This window comes from Acinetobacter sp. NBRC 110496, from assembly GCF_000876115.1.
Lineage (GTDB): Bacteria > Pseudomonadota > Gammaproteobacteria > Pseudomonadales > Moraxellaceae > Acinetobacter.
This window is the reverse complement of sequence record NZ_BBTF01000022.1, coordinates 23965-41260: the sequence shown is the minus strand read 5'-3', so window position 1 is coordinate 41260 and position 17296 is coordinate 23965. Positions and strand designations below refer to the sequence as shown.

At 41.3% G+C, this 17296-nt stretch carries 13 protein-coding genes; 4 read left to right on the top strand and 9 right to left on the bottom strand.

Features of this window, described 5'->3' with window-relative positions; translation table 11 throughout:
* Positions 1–49: 49 nt before the first annotated feature.
* The 7 genes from Aba26S_RS12050 to Aba26S_RS12020 form a co-directional block, all read right to left on the bottom strand.
* Complete coding sequence (locus Aba26S_RS12050) at positions 50–637, bottom strand: tetratricopeptide repeat protein (RefSeq protein WP_005238646.1); 588 nt, start codon at positions 635–637, stop codon at positions 50–52.
* Positions 634–1227, bottom strand: a complete 594-nt coding sequence (gene metW / locus Aba26S_RS12045; protein ID WP_005238649.1) for a methionine biosynthesis protein MetW — start codon at positions 1225–1227, stop codon at positions 634–636. The genes Aba26S_RS12050 and metW overlap by 4 nt, the downstream gene beginning before the upstream one ends.
* Positions 1227–2387, bottom strand: a complete 1161-nt coding sequence (locus Aba26S_RS12040) for a homoserine O-acetyltransferase (RefSeq protein ID WP_005238651.1) — start codon at positions 2385–2387, stop codon at positions 1227–1229. The genes metW and Aba26S_RS12040 overlap by 1 nt, the downstream gene beginning before the upstream one ends.
* 126 nt (positions 2388–2513) lie before the next feature.
* Positions 2514–4211 (bottom strand): 2-isopropylmalate synthase, encoded by a 1698-nt coding sequence (gene leuA, locus Aba26S_RS12035; RefSeq protein WP_005238653.1) that lies wholly within the window; start codon positions 4209–4211, stop codon positions 2514–2516.
* 463 nt (positions 4212–4674) lie between these two features.
* Complete coding sequence (locus tag Aba26S_RS12030; protein WP_005238654.1) at positions 4675–5358, bottom strand: Fe2+-dependent dioxygenase; 684 nt, start codon at positions 5356–5358, stop codon at positions 4675–4677.
* Between the two features lie 106 nt (positions 5359–5464).
* Entirely contained in the window at positions 5465–7765 is a 2301-nt protein-coding gene (locus tag Aba26S_RS12025) for a TonB-dependent siderophore receptor (RefSeq protein ID WP_043972242.1), read from the bottom strand.
* Positions 7766–8092: 327 nt separating this feature from the next.
* Positions 8093–10297 (bottom strand): TonB-dependent siderophore receptor, encoded by a 2205-nt coding sequence (locus Aba26S_RS12020; RefSeq protein WP_227541415.1) that lies wholly within the window; start codon positions 10295–10297, stop codon positions 8093–8095.
* 232 nt (positions 10298–10529) lie between these two features.
* Here Aba26S_RS12020 and tig point away from each other — a divergent pair, with 232 nt between their 5' ends.
* The 4 genes from tig (at position 10530) to Aba26S_RS12000 (ending at position 14957) form a co-directional block, all read left to right on the top strand.
* Positions 10530–11861, top strand: a complete 1332-nt coding sequence (tig, locus tag Aba26S_RS12015; RefSeq protein WP_005238659.1) for a trigger factor — start codon at positions 10530–10532, stop codon at positions 11859–11861.
* Positions 11862–12129: 268 nt separating this feature from the next.
* Entirely contained in the window at positions 12130–12735 is a 606-nt protein-coding gene (gene clpP / locus Aba26S_RS12010; RefSeq protein ID WP_004877521.1) for an ATP-dependent Clp endopeptidase proteolytic subunit ClpP, read from the top strand.
* A gap of 41 nt (positions 12736–12776) precedes the next feature.
* Complete coding sequence (gene clpX, locus Aba26S_RS12005) at positions 12777–14087, top strand: ATP-dependent Clp protease ATP-binding subunit ClpX (protein ID WP_005238662.1); 1311 nt, start codon at positions 12777–12779, stop codon at positions 14085–14087.
* A 153-nt stretch (positions 14088–14240) separates the two neighbouring features.
* Entirely contained in the window at positions 14241–14957 is a 717-nt protein-coding gene (locus tag Aba26S_RS12000; RefSeq protein ID WP_005238663.1) for a DUF2846 domain-containing protein, read from the top strand.
* 22 nt (positions 14958–14979) lie between these two features.
* On the opposite strand, the gene Aba26S_RS11995 is transcribed toward Aba26S_RS12000, so the two are convergent.
* Together Aba26S_RS11995 and Aba26S_RS11990 are read right to left on the bottom strand one after the other, a co-directional pair.
* Positions 14980–15522, bottom strand: coding sequence for a DUF2059 domain-containing protein (locus Aba26S_RS11995; RefSeq protein WP_043972233.1), 543 nt, complete (start codon positions 15520–15522; stop codon positions 14980–14982).
* A 103-nt stretch (positions 15523–15625) separates the two neighbouring features.
* On the bottom strand, positions 15626–17152 hold the full coding sequence (locus Aba26S_RS11990; RefSeq protein WP_005238666.1) for a fumarate hydratase: 1527 nt from the start codon (positions 17150–17152) through the stop codon (positions 15626–15628).
* Positions 17153–17296 lie beyond the last annotated feature (144 nt).

Genomic DNA, 17296 nt, shown 5'->3' with positions numbered 1-17296 from the left:
CCGACTCTCACAAGTCGGTTTTTATATCATCCAATAGATCTAAATCAGATTATTGCGCTTGAATCCATTTATCAGCACGGTCACGTGCAGTACGGATCTGATCTTGAGTCAAGTTTGCAGCCAATGCGGTTTTCTTCCCTTCAGATAGGCTGATGACTTTAGTATCCAGCATGCCATCACGGGTAGATAACTCATACCATTGATAAGCGCCAACAAAGTTTTTCTTTTGCTCTTCCATCATTGCAAGATTGAAGCTGGCACGGTTATCGCCGTTGCTTGCTGCTTTCTCGAAATATTTACGCGCTAAAGCTTCGTCTTTTTTGGTACCAATACCATCGGCATACATACGACCGACATTCAACTGCGCTGCAGATAAGCCTTGATCTGCTGCTGCCTTGAATAAAGAGAATGCTTGTTTCTCATCTTTAGCAACGTCTTTACCAAATTGGTAGCGGGTTGCTAAATAAAACTGTGCCCCAGCTTGACCAGATCTTGCTGCGCTTTGTAATTCACCGATACTCATGACTGAATATCGCGCTGCCTGTGTTGCCACAGATTGTGGTTGAGCAACATAGTCAGCGTGCGCTTGTATACTGATCAGACCAAATAAAAATGTGCTGATTAATGTCTTTTTCATAGAGCGCTCACTCGATAAATTGCGACTTCACCAAATAGGTTCGGCATATGCTTACTCAGCACACTACCTTGTTGGTCACCATTAACGGCAAGTCGATTAATAATTTTAATCCGATTCTCAGCACATAAGGCTTCAAAGTCACGGAAAGTACATAAATGAATATTCGGGGTGTTATACCACATATATGGCAAAGCTTCCGAAACAGGCATTTTCCCTTTCAAGGCAAGAAAAGAACGTGTCTTCCAATGCGCAAAGTTTGGAAAAGTAATAATGGCCTGTTTGCCGACACGCACCATATCACGAAGTAATACATCGGGGGCATCTACAGCTTGCAAAGCTTGTGCCATGACCACAGAGTCAAAAGACTGGTCGGCAAAACGGCTTAAACCGAGGTTTAAGTCCTGTTGGATAATATTTAACCCCCGACTGATGGCAATTGCAATCTTTTCTTGATCAATTTCTAGCCCATAGGCACGAATATTGTGCTGTTTACTCATATGAGCCAGCAGTTCACCATCACCACAGCCTAAGTCTAACACGCTAGAGTTCGGGTTGATCCATTTTTCAGCGAGTCGTTGATCTATACGCATTAGTGCTGCTCCTGCGATGTCGATTGCAACTGTTGTTCTCCACCTAAAAATGCGCGTAGGGTTTTCACATACAGTGGAATAGGGAAGAGGAAGGAGTCATGACCTTGTTCAGCATCAATATCTAAGTAGCTGACAGGCTTATGATTATCAATCAAAGCATCCACCAGTTCCTGTGAGCGACTCGGACTAAAACGCCAGTCTGTGGTAAATGAAATCACCAAAAATTGGCACTTCGGTTGACTCATGGCTTTCGTTAAAGAATGTTCATATTCACGTGAAGGGTCAAAATAATCCAAGGCCTTGGTCATAATCAAGTAAGTATTTGCATCGAAATTGCGACTAAATTGTTCACCTTGGTAACGCAAATAGCTTTCCACTTGGAATTCGACATCAAAGCCATACATAAATTTGCCCGATTTTAAATCGCGACCAAATTTTTGTTTCATGGCTTCTTCAGACAGGTAGGTGATATGACCGACCATCCGTGCCAGAATCAAACCGCGTTTGGGATAGCTGTCATTTTCAAGATAACGGCCATGATGGAAATCAGGATCGGAAAGAATTGATTGGCGCGCAACTTCGTTGAAGGCAATATTTTGTGCGGAAAGCTTGGGTGCACTGGCGATAATGGCACATTTTTTTAAGCGGTCTGGATAATCCAGTGACCATTGTAGTGCCTGCATTCCCCCCAAAGAGCCGCCAATCACTGAATACCAAACTTTAATCCCTAAACGATCTGACAGCATGGCTTGGGTTTTGACCCAATCGCGAACTGTGACCAATGGAAAGTCTGGGCCATAAGGACGATTTTCATTTTCAGGATTGGGTGAGGTTGGTCCCGTTGAACCGCTGCAACCCCCGATATTATTTAAGGAAACGACAAAGAAGTGATTGGTATCAATCGCTTTTCCTGGTCCAATACAACTGTCCCACCAACCTGCTTTTTTGTCATCATCATGATGGTAGCCTGCCGCATGGTGATGTCCTGACAATGCATGACAAATCAGAATGGCATTGGATTGATCTGCATTGAGTGTTCCATAGGTTTCAACCATTAAATCGAAACGCGGCAATACTCGGCCACATTCAAGTTCTAAAGGTTGTTCAAACTGAAACTTTTGTGGTGTGACTAAACCCACTGAATCCGATGGAAAAGACACTGGAATGATTCGCCCTATAATAAATCATTAATAATAAAAGGATACCAATTCAGGTATCCTTTCCAAAGTCATTTTTTCTGATATTACAACTCAGCTTTACTGACGATTATATGATATTTCACTGATCTAAACCGCGGCAGCAACCACTTGATCTGTGGTCAAGACGCCTTGTTCAATCAAACGGTTGGTACAGGCAATAATGGCCTCGATTGATGACGTCACGATGTTGTCATGCACACCGGCACCGAATGCACTCTTACCTGTGCCTTTGACTTGAAGCTCAATCAAGGCAAGGGCTTTGGCATTGGCACCAGAACTGATGCTGCGCTCTTCATAGTTCACCACATCAATTGGTAACTGCAAGGCATTGAGCATGGCTGAAATTGGGCCATTACCTTCACCACGGAGGCGTTGAATTTCGCCGTCGATTTCAACGTCTAATTCAATGATTTGTGTACCATTAATATCCGACAATTGATAATGTTTGGTGTGATAATGACTGTTTTTCACATCCACATAAGTCTTTTCAAATAATGACCAGATTTCATGTGCACTAATTTCAGTCCCGTTTTCATCAGTATGTTGTTGTACGATCTGACTGAATTCGATTTGGACACGGCGTGGCAAGGCAACGTTGTAGTTCGATTCCAATAAGTAAGCGATACCACCTTTGCCTGACTGGCTATTGACACGGATGACCGCATCATAGTCACGACCCAAGTCTTTCGGATCGATTGGCAAGTAAGGCATATCCCAGATCTCTTCGTTTTTCTGGAATTCAAAGCCTTTTTTAATTGCATCCTGGTGCGAACCAGAGAATGCAGTAAAGACCAAGTCACCTGCATATGGATGACGAGGGTGTACTGGTAAACCTGTACATTCTTCGACGGTGGCAATCACTTCGTTGATATTTGAGAAGTCTAAGTTTGGTGCAACACCTTGGGTATACATGTTCAAGGCAATTGCAGCAACGTCGACATTACCTGTACGCTCACCATTCCCAAACACACAACCTTCAACACGGTCAGCACCCGCCATGATCGCCAATTCAGAGGCTGCAATACCACAGCCACGGTCATTGTGGCAGTGAACTGAGATAATCACGCCATCACGACGCGCCAAGTTACGGTGCATCCATTCGATTTGATCGGCATAGACATTTGGTGTAGACACTTCGACCGTTGCAGGCAAGTTCAAAATGACTTTATTGGTCGGTGACGCTTCCCAGATTTCCGTGACAGCATCGCAGACCTCTTTGGCAACCTCTAATTCAGTTGCAGAGAAACATTCTGGACTGTATTGGAAAATCCAGTCGGTTGCCGGGTATTGTGCTGCATATTCTTTGACTTTTGTTGCGGCATTAATCGCAAGTTGTTTTGAGCCATTGGCATCGACATTCAAGACTTTCTTACGGAAAGTAGGCGAGTTTGAGTTGTAGATATGCACAATGGCACGTTCTGCACCAACTAATGCTTCAAAAGTACGTTCGATCAAGTGATCACGTGCTTGAACCAAAACCTCGATGTAAACATCTTTAGGGATCAAATTTTCTTCAATCAACTTACGGGTAAAATCAAAGTCGATTTGTGAGGCAGAAGGGAAGCCAATTTCAATATGTTTAAAGCCGATTTTAACCAACATGTGGAACATTTTTAATTTTTGATCCATATTCATCGGTTCAAAAATCGCTTGGTTACCATCACGAAGGTCGGTACTCATCCAGATCGGTGCTTGATTGATTTCATTATTCGGCCACTGGCGATCGGGTAAATCCACGCGCTGGTACATACGGCGGTATTTTTTGCTTGGGTCAGCCAACATCATGAGAGAACTCCTTGTCGTAGCCATGGTTGCTGATTCAAATTTAAGGCAACATGCTACAGATATATATGGTGTCTAAAAGAAATAATTTAAAGAGAAGGTGCAGATTGGGCGCCTAAAAGTAGAGGCGAAAAAATTATATGCGCGCGAGGCGCAGCATCAGGAGAAGTGCAGCGAGATGTGTTGTATGAGACGGGTGGGTAAAGCCGCAATTTGTTTTCATCATCTACCATCATTCATATTTGTCATTTAATTTTGCAGTTATCTTAATCATCTAACTAGACTCAGTCTAGGTGAAAATACAGACGACTGCAAAGGGCTGTAAAATATTTTAATTTGAATGAATGGAAAATATTTCCCTGTTTTTTGCACTATTTTGTGGAACAGGGGAAATATTTTTCGTTAATTTTATTAATATTGGAAAATAATGTGAGGATCGACTCTAAATGTGACGAGAACTGTTAAATTATAACTCAGCCCATTTACGCATGAGATTATGATAAAGATTGGTGAGTTTAATCACTTCTGCATGAGTGTCACCGAGTTGCATACGTAGATTTTGAATCGTTTGATCTAAGGTGAACAGCATATTCCGATCAGCGTCATCACGCACCATACTTTGCACCCAAAAGAAGGAAGCAGTTCGGCAGCCGCTACGAATCGCAGTGACTTCATGCAGACTTGATGACGGATAAAGTACCATATCACCCGCAGGTAATTTGGCTTCATGGTAGCCATAAGTATCTTCAATGACTAACTCACCCCCTTCATACTCATCCGGTTCAGATAAAAATAGAGTACAGGAGAGGTCTGTACGTAAACGCTCTTTAGTACCACGAATGCGACGGATTGAATTATCGACATGGAAACCAAAAGATTCCTGATTTTCATAACGATTGAAAAGAGGAGGGATAATATCTAGGGGGAGAGCTGCTGAAAGGAAGAGAGGGTGTTTCCCCAATTCCTCTAAAATAATATTACTCAGATGGTGGGTTAAAGGGTGATCTTCAGGCAGTTGCTGATTATTTTTTACTGTGGCAGACAGGGTGCCTGCGGTAACTTTGCCATTGGCCCATTCGATTTTATCCATTTCTTCGCGAAAGTACTGAATTTGTTCTTTGCTTAATACATTTGGAATATGATGGATCACAATGATTACCTTTATAAAAACAATGAATGATAAAAAATAGCCTCATTATTATGAGGCTATTTTTGCAATAAAATCCATAATTAAATTATGGGTTTTATTGGTGAGATTAGTACTTAAAGTTTACAGAGAGTACCGCACTGCGGCCTTCAGCCTCTGATGCATAGTGTGATGCATAAGCTTTGGTGAAGTAGCGTTTATCAGATAAGTTGTTGATGTTTAATTGTAGGTCAACATTTTTATCTACATTATAACGAGCCATTGCATCGTAGCGAACATAGCCTGGAACCCATTTGGTATTCGCTGCATCACCATACACTCTATCCATAGCCACTGCACCAGCGCCTAAAGTAAGCTGTGGCAAGACTTTATAGGTTGTCCAAAGTGTTGCTGAGTTTTTTGCAACGTTTTGAACTCGGTTACCATTGGTTGGGCTTGGTTGATAATCTGGTGCAGTTGCAGTTCCCTTATTAACAAAGCCAGCATCTACGATTTCACTGTCTAGATAGGTATAACCAGCTGATACAGCCCATTTATCTGTGAGGTTACCATTCGCACCAAGCTCAATACCATCCACACGCGTTTTACCAATGTTTCTTGTGAAACCATCCGTATCTAAGGCACGTGTATTATCTTTCTGTGTACGGAAAATAGCAGCGGTTAAATTTAATTTATTATTTAATAAATCCCATTTAGTACCAATTTCGTATGTTTTCACTTCTTCAGGTTTTAAGTTGTTGATTGCACGTGACTGTTCATCCGTAGTGCTTCGCCCTGGAACGCTAATACCCTCTGAACCATCACCAGCATCCACACCGACAGGGTTGGCAGAAGTTGCATAGCTGATATAAACAGCACCATTCTCAGCTGGTTTGAAAGTAAGGCCAGCCTGATAGTTGAAGAAATCATTGCTTGAACTATATTTTGTCCCAGCTTTGACAAGTGTCGCACCTGAACCCGAATCTTGATTGTATTTCATATCAGTTTCGAATTTGTCCCAACGAACACCCAGATCAAGTAACCATTGTGGGGTGATCGTGATGTTGTCCAGCACATAAACCGATTGAGTTTTTGAGGTAATATTGGTGACATTCGGATTTGCTTTGATATTGCCTAACCATGCATCACCCGAATTAGGATTGTTTAGGCTAGTACACCAGCCATTTGAATTTGGTAATGAACAAGCATTGTTTGCACCACTTCCTCCAATTTTTGAAGTATTTGGATCGGTAACAATATTGGTTCCACGATCTGAATCTTGCTTAGAATATTCAACGCCAGTATTGAAACTATGTTTAAGTGAACCCGTATCAAACTTACCAGTTAATGCAAGTTGATCCGTAAAGGTATCCGTATTGGTTAAATTGGTATTGACTCGACGCCAAACTTGACCATTTACAATATTGCCTTGGCTGTCATCTGGTTGAGTCCATAAATAATCGTTTTTAGATTTGCTATAGACGGCTGTGTTACGAAGCGTCAAATTTTCGCTTAAATCATGTTCTAACTTGATGGTACCAATCTGATTTTCTTGTTTTTGGAAATCACGATCTTTCCAACCATAATAAGTACCCTGTTTAACATCTACAGGTTTTCCCGCAGTTGTTTTCTTAGTCGTATCATATTGATATGGGATACCAGAATCTGGCTCATCATTTGTTTTTAAGTAGTAATAGCTCAAAGTCCCACGAGTGGCAGAATCTAAACCGAAGCTAATACTTGGTGCGATACCTGCACGTTTATATTCAGCCCCATCATGTTGGCCCGCTTTTTCATTTTGGTGACCCATCACAACGACACGAGCTGCAACACCATTACCAAAATCTTTATTACCATCTAAAGTAATACGAGCGTAATTGTCTGTACCCCCAGAAATAGAGCCTTCTAAAGCATCACCTTTTTTAGCGACTTTAGAAATCATGTTGATGCTACCGCCAGATGTACCTGCACCACCTAAAGCAGATGCTGAACCTTTGGTCACTTCTACTTGTTCGATGGCGAACATTTCGCGGTTTTGAGAGGTTGAGCTACGAATGCCATCTACATACATTGAACTTTCAGAGTTATAACCGCGAATGAATGGACGGTCACCATTTGGGTTACCACCTTCACCCGCACCGAGGGTAATGCCTGGAACAGTACGTAAAGCATCACTTAAGGTTGTAACTTGCGTGTCTTCAATCAATTGTTTTGAAATCACAGAAACCGATTTTGGTGTATCCAGAAGCGGGGCAACAAATTTGCTGTTTGCAGATTTATCTACTTTGAGACTTTGTTCTTGTTCAGCTTGAGCATGAATTGTTGGGAGTTGCACTGCTTGGTCTTGTGCAATAGCAGGTACTGCAATCACAGAAAGTGAAGATGCAATTGCAGAAGAAACGAGTTTCTTCCGTGATTTAATAAAAGACATTTGGATAAATCCTGTTACAGACCTTAATGGTTTTGTAAATAATAATGATTTCTATTTTTATTGCAGCGATTCTTAATTTGTTTTTGCTATTAAAAAATAGATTGTAATTTGTAAAAAGAATGGTGAAGATGATTAAGTTATACGTAAATATTTGATTTTATTTTTATATTAGAAAAAATTCTTATTTTTTAAATTTTTATGGTTATTTTGGATGGATCGTGAATTGATTGTAAAACTATATCTTTTGATTGTTGTGTTTGGGTGAATTTTCTTCATTTAGAAATATAAAAAAGGGCTTTCACGAATGAAAGCTCTAGAGCCGATTGATTAGAAACGATAGGTTCCTTTAATTGCAAAAGAGCGACCTGGTGCAACGGTTGAGAAAACACCAACATGAGACGCATCATAAATGCGTTCATTGCTTAGATTGTTGATATTCATTTGTAGGCCAAGCTCAGGCATAACTTGATAACTTGCAAAAGCATCAAAACGAGTGTGTTCTGGTAAGTAATAAGTATTGCTGTCATTTACATAGCGTTTACCAACATAGGTCGCGCCACCGCCTAAACGCAACTTATCGGTCACCGCATAGGTTGTCCATAAGTTTGCATTATGTTTTGCAATAAATTTCATCTGATTGCCATTATCAGGGTTGCTGACATAGTCAGAGCCTTGTTTAACAAAACCGCCATCCAGTAATTCGCTATCTAAATAGCTATAGCCAGCTGAAATATCCCAAAGTGGCGTGATTTGGCCAATCGTGCTGAGCTCGACACCACGTACACGGTTTTCGCCATCAATGGTTACAAAGCCATGAGGGTCTGTGGTTCTTGCATTGGTTTTACGCGTTTCAAACAAGGCAGCATTGACGGCTAAACGTTGGTTTAAAAGCTCCCATTTTGTACCCAGTTCAATACTACGACTTTTTTCAGGATCAATATTGTCAGCTAAACGGTTACCACTCGATACGCCATCCGCACCACCAGCTTGACCTAGATTATCACCACTTGGGTTTAGTGAGGTGGCAAAGTTTGCATAGACGCGACCATTGGGTGCAACTCTGTAAACACTACCAACTTGATAACTAAACATGTTTTCTGAAACAGTATCTTTAAAGTTGGTCGACTCATAGTCATCGAAACGTAAGCCAAGATTCAAGTCCAGTTTATCGTTTAGACTCACTGTATCAGTAACATAGATCCCCGTATTTTCGATTTCACCATCTTTCTTTTTAGCTGCATAGGTGATGTGGAAATTTGGGTGGGTGTTACGGCTTGGATTGTAAAAATCAATAATTTCTTTGCCAGCACCGGTAACGGTCATGGCTTTACTGCCAATGCGCTCTTTACTGTAATCGACGCCCGTTACAAGATTATGTTGAATTCCCCAAGTATTGAATTTCGCTTGTAGGTTTAACTGTCCACTATTGACATGGCTGGTCCGATAAGAGGTACGATCATTTTGCTCATAGGTCAGACCAGAACCTTCCGTTTTACAGGCAGCACCGCTGATTGCACTATCACAGCCAAAACTTAAGCGAGTAAAGAAATAGTCTTGAATGGTTTCTAAATCACGGGCAAGAAAGTTCAACTTTAAGTTTTCATTAAAGTCATGTTCTAAGCGTAAGTCGAAGCTTTCAGAGGTGTAATTTCTAAAATCAATGTCTGGGCGACCAAAATTGGTCTCAAATGGCATGCTTTCAATTGGGGTTTTACGATTAGGGTTTTTGGCATTGCTGAAGGGTAATCCCATATCAGGCGTGTCGTTAAACTCTAAACGGCTATAGCCTGCAGTGAAGCGGGTAGGGGTATTGAGGCCAATGGTAATTGATGGTGCAACACCCCAACGATCAACTTCAACATTATCACGGCGGGCAACTTCACCTTGATCCAGCATGGCATTAAGGCGCACTGCAATATTGTCATTTATTGCAACATTATTATCTGTGGTAAAGCGATATTTGGTGTGACCTTTACCTGAGTTCTGGTATTCAGAGGTAACTGTCGATTCAGTTTTATCTTTTGGTTTCTTGGTGATCAGGTTAATTGTGCCGCCCGTAGAGCCACGACCCGTATAAACTGAACCTGGTCCTTTAGTCACTTCAACGCTTTCTAGGTTAAAGACCTCATGTGAACCACGTGCATAATCTCGCATACCGTCAATCAGAATATCTGTACTGGCTTCATAACCACGAATAAATGGGCGATCTCCCATCGGTGTGCCACCCTCACCTGAACCCAAGGTAATTCCTGGTGTGGTACGTAATACATCTTGTAGCGAGCTTGCACCACGCTCATCAATTTCTTCTTTTGAAATAATATTAATGGTACGGGCTGTATCTAAAAGCGGGGTGGTAATTTTGGAATTACTGGATTCCTTAACGTAGTAAGACGTGTGTTCAGCTTTTGTTTTAATGGTTTCGAGTGTGTGTACGACTTCTTCGTTGGCCATTGCAAAAGGCGTTGCTGTCATGCCAATGAGTGATGCAACTGCTAATTTGTTCTGTTTTTTCCTACTCTTAATATAACCCATACCCATTTACGCCCTATTTTAACCAGAATCAAAAAAAAGGAAAATAATAATGATAAAGTTTATCATTTACAATAAAAATAATTATTTTTTAAGGTTGTTTTAAGAAAACTATGATTTTGGCTAAAATGAGAAATATATGTGCTTTTTTAGCATCCGATTTTGTATATCCAGAAAGTTGTCATATAATGTGGCACTTTAAAAATTGTTATTACTAACTAATATCGAGGAAGCCATGCAAGTAACGACTGAAGCGGTTTCGGGCGTTGCCCGTCGTTTAAATGTTTCTGTACCGACGAGCCGTGTTAACGAGCAGTTTGAAGCTCGCTTACAACGCACTGCCAAAACTGTGAAGATCAACGGCTTCCGTCCAGGTAAAGTGCCTTTGAATGTTGTTCGCCGTGAATATGGTGCGAGCATTTATCAAGAAGTTGTGAATGACATCATTCGTGACACTGTATTTGAAGCAATTCAACAAGAAAAAATCAATGCGGTCGGTATGCCGAACATTGAGAAAGTTGAAAACAAAGATGATGCTTTAGTTTTTGAAGCGACTGTTGAAGTTTATCCAGAAGTAGAAGTGAAAGCTTTTGCTGATCTAGAAGTTGAACGTAAATCATCAGAAATCAACGACAAAGACGTTGATGTAATGATCGAAAACTTGCAAAAACAACGTCAAACTTGGGCTGTAACTAAAGGTATGGCGAAGAAAGACATGCAAGTAACTTTCGACTTCGAAGGGACTGTTGATGGTGAGAAGTTTGAAGGCGGCGCTGCTGAAGACTTTAAACTGGTACTTGGTTCAGGTCGTATGATCCCAGGTTTTGAAGACGGTATCGTTGGTATGAAAGCTGGCGAAGAGAAAGTGATTGATGTCACTTTCCCTGAAGATTACCAAGCTGAAAACTTAGCGGGTAAAGCGGCTCAATTCAAAATCACTGTGAAGCAAGTTGAAAAAGCAAAACTTCCTGAGATTGATGCTGAATTCTTAAAAATCTTCGGTTTGACTGAAGAGGAAGGCCTAGACAAGTTAAAAGCTGACGTTCGTAAGAATATGGAACGTGAAGTTCGCAACGGTCTTCGTAACCAAGTTAAACAAGCTGCATTTGATGCGCTTGTTGCTGCAAACGAAATTGAAGTGCCAGCTTCAATGGTTGCTCAAGAAGTTGACCGTCAACGTCAACAAATGATCCAGCAGTTCACGCAACAGTTTGGTGCTCAAGGTGCAGGTGCATTTGACAGCAGCATGCTTCCAGATGAATTGTTCAAAGAACAAGCTGAAAAATCAGTTAAGCTTGGTGTATTGGTCAGCAAAGTATTGGCTGACGCTAAACTTGAAGTGGATCAAGCACGTGTTGATGCTTATATCGATGACATGGCTTCTTCTTATGAAGACCCAACAGAAGTTGTTGAATACTTCAAAAATGACAAACAACAACGTGCTCAAATCGAAGCAGTTGTGTTAGAAGATCAAGTGGTTGATCACATCTTAGCTTCGGCTAAAGTAAAAGATGTTGCGATCAGCTATGAAGACTTATTAAAAGAGCAACAAGCTCGTCGTGGCTAAGCTTTTAAAAGTTGATTAAAGAAAAAGGCGCTTAATGCGCCTTTTTCTTTAGAAGAAGATCGCGTGCCTTCATATCTTTTGTGAGATGCAAAAGCATTCATGTCAGCTCTTTAAACCCTCTGTTATGAAAGTGTTAATTTAATTCGAAATTGCCAGATTTTAGTCTAAATAATCGAATATTTCAGATTGAACCTTTTGCAATTTCATTGATTATCCCTCATATTGTTGGCATAGATCGAGTCACAATAATTTAGGAATAAGTAAACGTATGTATGTTCCAACAATTGAAAATGCTTTAGTTCCTGTTGTCGTTGAACAATCCTCTCGTGGTGAGCGTTCATTTGATATTTATTCACGTCTATTACGTGAGCGTGTTATTTTTCTAACGGGTGAAGTTGAAGATAACATGGCGAACTTAATCGTTGCGCAGATGTTATTCTTAGAAGCAGAAAATCCAGAAAAAGATATCCATCTCTATATTAACTCACCGGGTGGTTCTGTGACTGCGGGTATGGCGATTTATGACACCATGCAGTTTATCAAACCTGATGTTGTAACTTATTGCATGGGACAAGCAGCATCAATGGGTGCATTCTTATTGAATGCAGGTGCAAAAGGCAAACGTTACTGTCTGGAAAATGCACGTGTCATGATTCACCAGCCACTTGGTGGTTTCCGTGGTCAGGCGTCTGATATTGAAATTCACGCACGTGAAATTCTGTTTATCAAAGAGCGTTTAAATCGTTTGATGGCTGAACACAGTGGCCAAGATTATGAAACGGTTGCACGTGACACAGATCGTGACAATTTTATGACTGCTCAAGCAGCCAAAGAATATGGTTTAGTTGACCAGGTACTAAGCAAACGTCCGTAATTTTTAGGGCCTAAGTTTAAGATTTAAGTTGTGGAGTAAATATGTCCGAACATCCTCAAGGACAAAAACATTGTTCATTTTGTGGTAAAACGCAATCTGAAGTTGGAAAGCTGATTGCAGGTGAGGACGCATATATTTGTAATGAGTGTGTAGATGTCTGCTTGGACTTGGTTCAAACCAGTCAACAAGTGGAAGCAGGGGATTGGGCAACCAAAGCCTTGCCGAAACCACATGAAATACGTGCTGCCTTAGACCAATATGTGATTGGGCAAGATGTTGCGAAGAAAACCTTATCGGTTGCAGTATATAACCATTATAAACGTTTGAAAGTGGGTCAGTCGACTCATGGGCATCAAGAGATTGAAATTGCGAAAAGTAATATTTTGCTGATCGGGCCTACGGGTTCAGGTAAAACATTATTGGCGCAAACATTGGCTCGTTTGCTCGATGTTCCCTTTGCGATGGCAGATGCCACCACTTTAACCGAAGCAGGTTATGTCGGTGAAGATGTTGAAAACATCGTGCAAAAGTTATTGCAAAAAGCGGATTACGATGTAGAGAAAGCACAAAAAGGCATTATCTACATTGATGAGATTGATAAGATTACCCGTAAATCTGAAAATCCATCGATTACCCGTGATGTGTCAGGTGAAGGCGTACAACAAGCCTTATTGAAAATGATTGAAGGTACGGTTGCGTCTATTCCACCACAAGGTGGTCGTAAGCACCCACAGCAAGAATTTATCCAAATCGATACGGCCAATATCCTGTTTATTTGTGGTGGTGCGTTCTCTGGTCTGGAAAAAATTGTCCAACAGCGTCAAGAGAAAGGTGGGATTGGTTTTACTGCAGATGTGAAAAATAAAGATGACAGCAAAAAAGTCTCTGAATTATTCCGTCAGGTTGAAGCAACAGACTTGGTTAAATTCGGTTTGATTCCAGAATTTATTGGTCGTTTGCCTGTGATTGCGACATTAGAGGAACTGGATGAAGAAGCCTTGATGCAGATTTTGACAGAACCGAAAAATGCATTAACACGTCAGTATCAATATCTGTTTACCATGGAAAATGTAGATCTGGTCTTTGATGAGTCTGCGTTACGTGCCGTGGCCAAAAAAGCACTTGACCGTAATACAGGGGCACGTGGTTTACGTTCAATTCTGGAAAATGTATTGCTGGAAACCATGTATGACTTACCAAGTCGTACCGATGTTGGAACTGTGATTGTGGATGCAGCTGTGATTAACGGAACAGCGAAACCAACATTTAAAGCAGAGCGGTTACCGCAGGTTGGGACGCCAGAAGTGATTGAAAAGAAGGATTTGAAGGTAGTTGATTCTAAATCGGCTTAATTCACATTCATCTAAAAAAGCATGAAAGGCTTAGCTTTTCATGCTTTTTTTATTTGCAATTGAACGTTGAGGTGTTAATCTTAAAAAATTGAAAAAATCCGCATAGTTTTGCGCAGTTAAAAATAAATCCAAGAAAACGCCTTGAGGGATGTCATGCGTTATTTAATATTGTCATTATGTTGTGCAGGGGTGTTGGCTGGCTGTCAAAGTCATAAAACAGTTGAAGAAAAACCAACCGCACTGACTGCAACACTACCATCTGTTGATACAGCAAAAGAACCAGGCCTATTGGATCAATATCATGTTGGTGGTTTCAGCGCTGGTGGTTGGGTCAATCAAAAGTTAGGCCAATATTACGCACCAGTCAAACCACAAAATGAACAAGCAGCGATCGTTTATCTGTATCGTCCCGATACCCGTTGGAATCGTCAGGAAATTGCCGCAGCAAATTTATTTGTTAATGGCTATCGTATCCCCAGTCTGTTACATAACCACTATTATTGGCTGGAACTTCCTGCAGGTACCTATCGTCTGAGTGTAAGTCGTCCACTGGTGGGACTGCATTTTCAAAAGCCAAAATATTTAGACTTTACTGTGGATGCTGCACAAACCTATTTCATTAAATATGATGAAGAAAATAAGATTTCACGCAGTGAGCACACGGGCCCTTTTATGATTACACCAGAAAAAGTGGCCCATCAGGAAATTGCATTTACCCGTTTAAAATCATCGAGCTATAACTTCGTGGCACAAGATGCATCAGGTAAGGTGCGTTCCAAACCACAAGAATTAAAGCCAGCCAGATATGATGAGAAATCAGAAGTACATTTGGTGAAACCGTTTAAACTCTGGAATCCTTTGACTTGGTAATCACCATCAAGAAAACAGCAGTTTATTCCGCTTGAATTAAGGGTTGAAGGATAGTGAGGAACTGCGCTTTCAATTGTGAGCTTTGCTCTGGATCGCTTAAGGTTTTTTGACTGATGTTGCTCATATATTGAAAAATATTGGTGCTAATCAGCAACGTTTTTTGATTGATGGATTGGCCTTCGGGTGTTTTTAAAAACTTTAAATACGCCTGTACTTCTTTTTCGCTCAAGGCATCGGCATAAATTTTCTCAATTGCCTGTAGGGTTTCCGGACGAGCAAATACTTTGGAGCTGGTCTCTTTGAGAAGTTGGCTCAGTTCTAAAACCGCGAGATGCTCTTGAGTTGTGGTGAGTTTTTCTTTTCCCAATACCCGCAATAAAATAGTTTCAGCTTCAAGGTCAAGCGTTGGTTGCATTTCATCAAGTGACGTATTTAGCACATGTTCAAGGTCACTGAGTTGAACCAGTTCTTTGACCGATTTGCTTTGAGCGGGGGATGCAAATGTATTTTGTATGCCTGCGAGAAGGCAAAGTCCAATCACTAAGCTGAACATCGATTTATTCATCTCTATATCGCCTTATTCTTCTCATCTTTTTTATAATCTAGCAGAAGCTTTAGGCAAAAAAATAGCCGAATACGATGATTCGGCTATTTGAATTGTATGAATATTATGACGCAGCAGCATCAACCACTGGAATCTTGCCAATCTTGGCTTGCCAGATTTTTGGTGCAGTGGCATGGATTGAAGTACCATTTACATCCACCGCAACGGAAACAGGCATATCTTCAACCACGAATTTGTAGATGGCTTCCATACCTAAATCAGCAAAGGCCACGACTTCCGCTTCACGAACTGCTTTAGACACGAGGTAAGCCGCACCACCAACAGCCATCAAGTACGTTGCCTGATTGTCTTTGATTGCTTCAATTGCCGCAGGACCACGATCCGCTTTACCAATCATACCGAACAAGCCAGTTGCTTCTAACACTTGGCGAGTGAACTTATCCATACGGGTTGCAGTGGTTGGGCCAGCAGGACCAACGACTTCATCACCCACAGGATCAACGGGGCCAACGTAGTAAATAAATTTACCTTTTAAGTCGACTGGAAGTTCTTCGCCATTGTTTAACATGTCAACCATACGCTTATGCGCAGCATCACGACCTGTATAAATGGTACCGTTCAATAATAAGGTATCGCCTGGTTTCCAAGCATTCATTTCTTCTTGAGTAATGGTATCGAGGTTGACACGCTTCGATTGTGAAGAATCCCAAGTCACGGCAGGGTAGTCTTCAAGTTTTGGTGCTTGAATATGTGCAACACCTGAACCGTCTAACTGGAAGTGTGCGTGACGAGTCGCGGCACAGTTCGGAATCATACCGACGGGTTTACCTGCTGCGTGGCATGGGTAATCCTTGATTTTAATATCAAGGACTGTAGTTAAACCACCAAGACCTTGTGCACCAATACCCAATGCATTGACTTTCTCGAAGATCTCGATACGGAGTTCTTCCATCTTGCTTTGTGGGCCACGACGAAGTAATTCGTCCATGTTGATTTCTTCCATGAGTGCTTCTTTTGCAAGCATCATGGCTTTTTCAGCAGTACCACCAATCCCGATACCGAGCATACCTGGTGGACACCAGCCTGCACCCATAGTTGGAACAGTTTTAAGTACCCAGTCCACAATTGAATCAGATGGGTTGAGCATTGCAAGTTTAGATTTATTCTCTGAACCGCCACCCTTCGCTGCAACGGTAATATCAACTTTATTACCAGGAACGAGTTTGTAATGAATCACGGCAGGGGTATTGTCTTTGGTATTCTTACGACCAAAAGCTGGATCTGCTAAAACTGAGGCACGCAGTACGTTTGAGTTTTCTAGGTAACCTTGGCGTACACCTTCGTTGACTGCATCATCCAGACTCATGCTTAAATCAAATTTAACATCTAAGCCGACTTCAAGGAAAACGTTAACGATCCCTGTATCCTGACAGATTGGTCGGTGACCTTCAGCACACATACGTGAGTTGATAAGGATCTGGGCAATAGCGTCTTTTGCAGCTTTATTTTCTTCACGATCGTAAGCACGGCTCATCGCTTGGATGAAGTCTTGTGGGTGATAGTAAGAAATAAACTGCAGGGCATCCTTGATTGATGTAATCAAGTCATCTTGTTTGATGATCGTTGTCATATCAAATTTCTCTTGAGCGGGCGATTAGCTGGCGGGCTAAATTATATGACAAAAAGCAATGAATGTGGGAGTTTTAGCTTAGATTTGGCGAAAGGTCTAAAGCGAATTTGAGCTTAAGAAATATTCGAAAAACAACACGGTCTG

What these genes read in the sequence shown, in the direction of transcription:
- Aba26S_RS12050 (WP_005238646.1), bottom strand. Translation starts at nt 637, where the DNA reads ATGAAAAAGACATTAATCAGCACATTTTTATTTGGTCTGATCAGTATA.
- metW (WP_005238649.1), bottom strand. Translation starts at nt 1,227, where the DNA reads ATGCGTATAGATCAACGACTCGCTGAAAAATGGATCAACCCGAACTCT.
- leuA (WP_005238653.1), bottom strand. Translation starts at nt 4,211, where the DNA reads ATGATGTTGGCTGACCCAAGCAAAAAATACCGCCGTATGTACCAGCGC.
- Aba26S_RS12025 (WP_043972242.1), bottom strand. Translation starts at nt 7,765, where the DNA reads ATGTCTTTTATTAAATCACGGAAGAAACTCGTTTCTTCTGCAATTGCA.
- Aba26S_RS12020 (WP_227541415.1), bottom strand. Translation starts at nt 10,297, where the DNA reads ATGGGTTATATTAAGAGTAGGAAAAAACAGAACAAATTAGCAGTTGCA.
- tig (WP_005238659.1), top strand. Translation starts at nt 10,530, where the DNA reads ATGCAAGTAACGACTGAAGCGGTTTCGGGCGTTGCCCGTCGTTTAAAT.
- clpP (WP_004877521.1), top strand. Translation starts at nt 12,130, where the DNA reads ATGTATGTTCCAACAATTGAAAATGCTTTAGTTCCTGTTGTCGTTGAA.
- clpX (WP_005238662.1), top strand. Translation starts at nt 12,777, where the DNA reads ATGTCCGAACATCCTCAAGGACAAAAACATTGTTCATTTTGTGGTAAA.
- Aba26S_RS12000 (WP_005238663.1), top strand. Translation starts at nt 14,241, where the DNA reads ATGCGTTATTTAATATTGTCATTATGTTGTGCAGGGGTGTTGGCTGGC.
- Aba26S_RS11995 (WP_043972233.1), bottom strand. Translation starts at nt 15,522, where the DNA reads ATGAATAAATCGATGTTCAGCTTAGTGATTGGACTTTGCCTTCTCGCA.
- Aba26S_RS11990 (WP_005238666.1), bottom strand. Translation starts at nt 17,152, where the DNA reads ATGACAACGATCATCAAACAAGATGACTTGATTACATCAATCAAGGAT.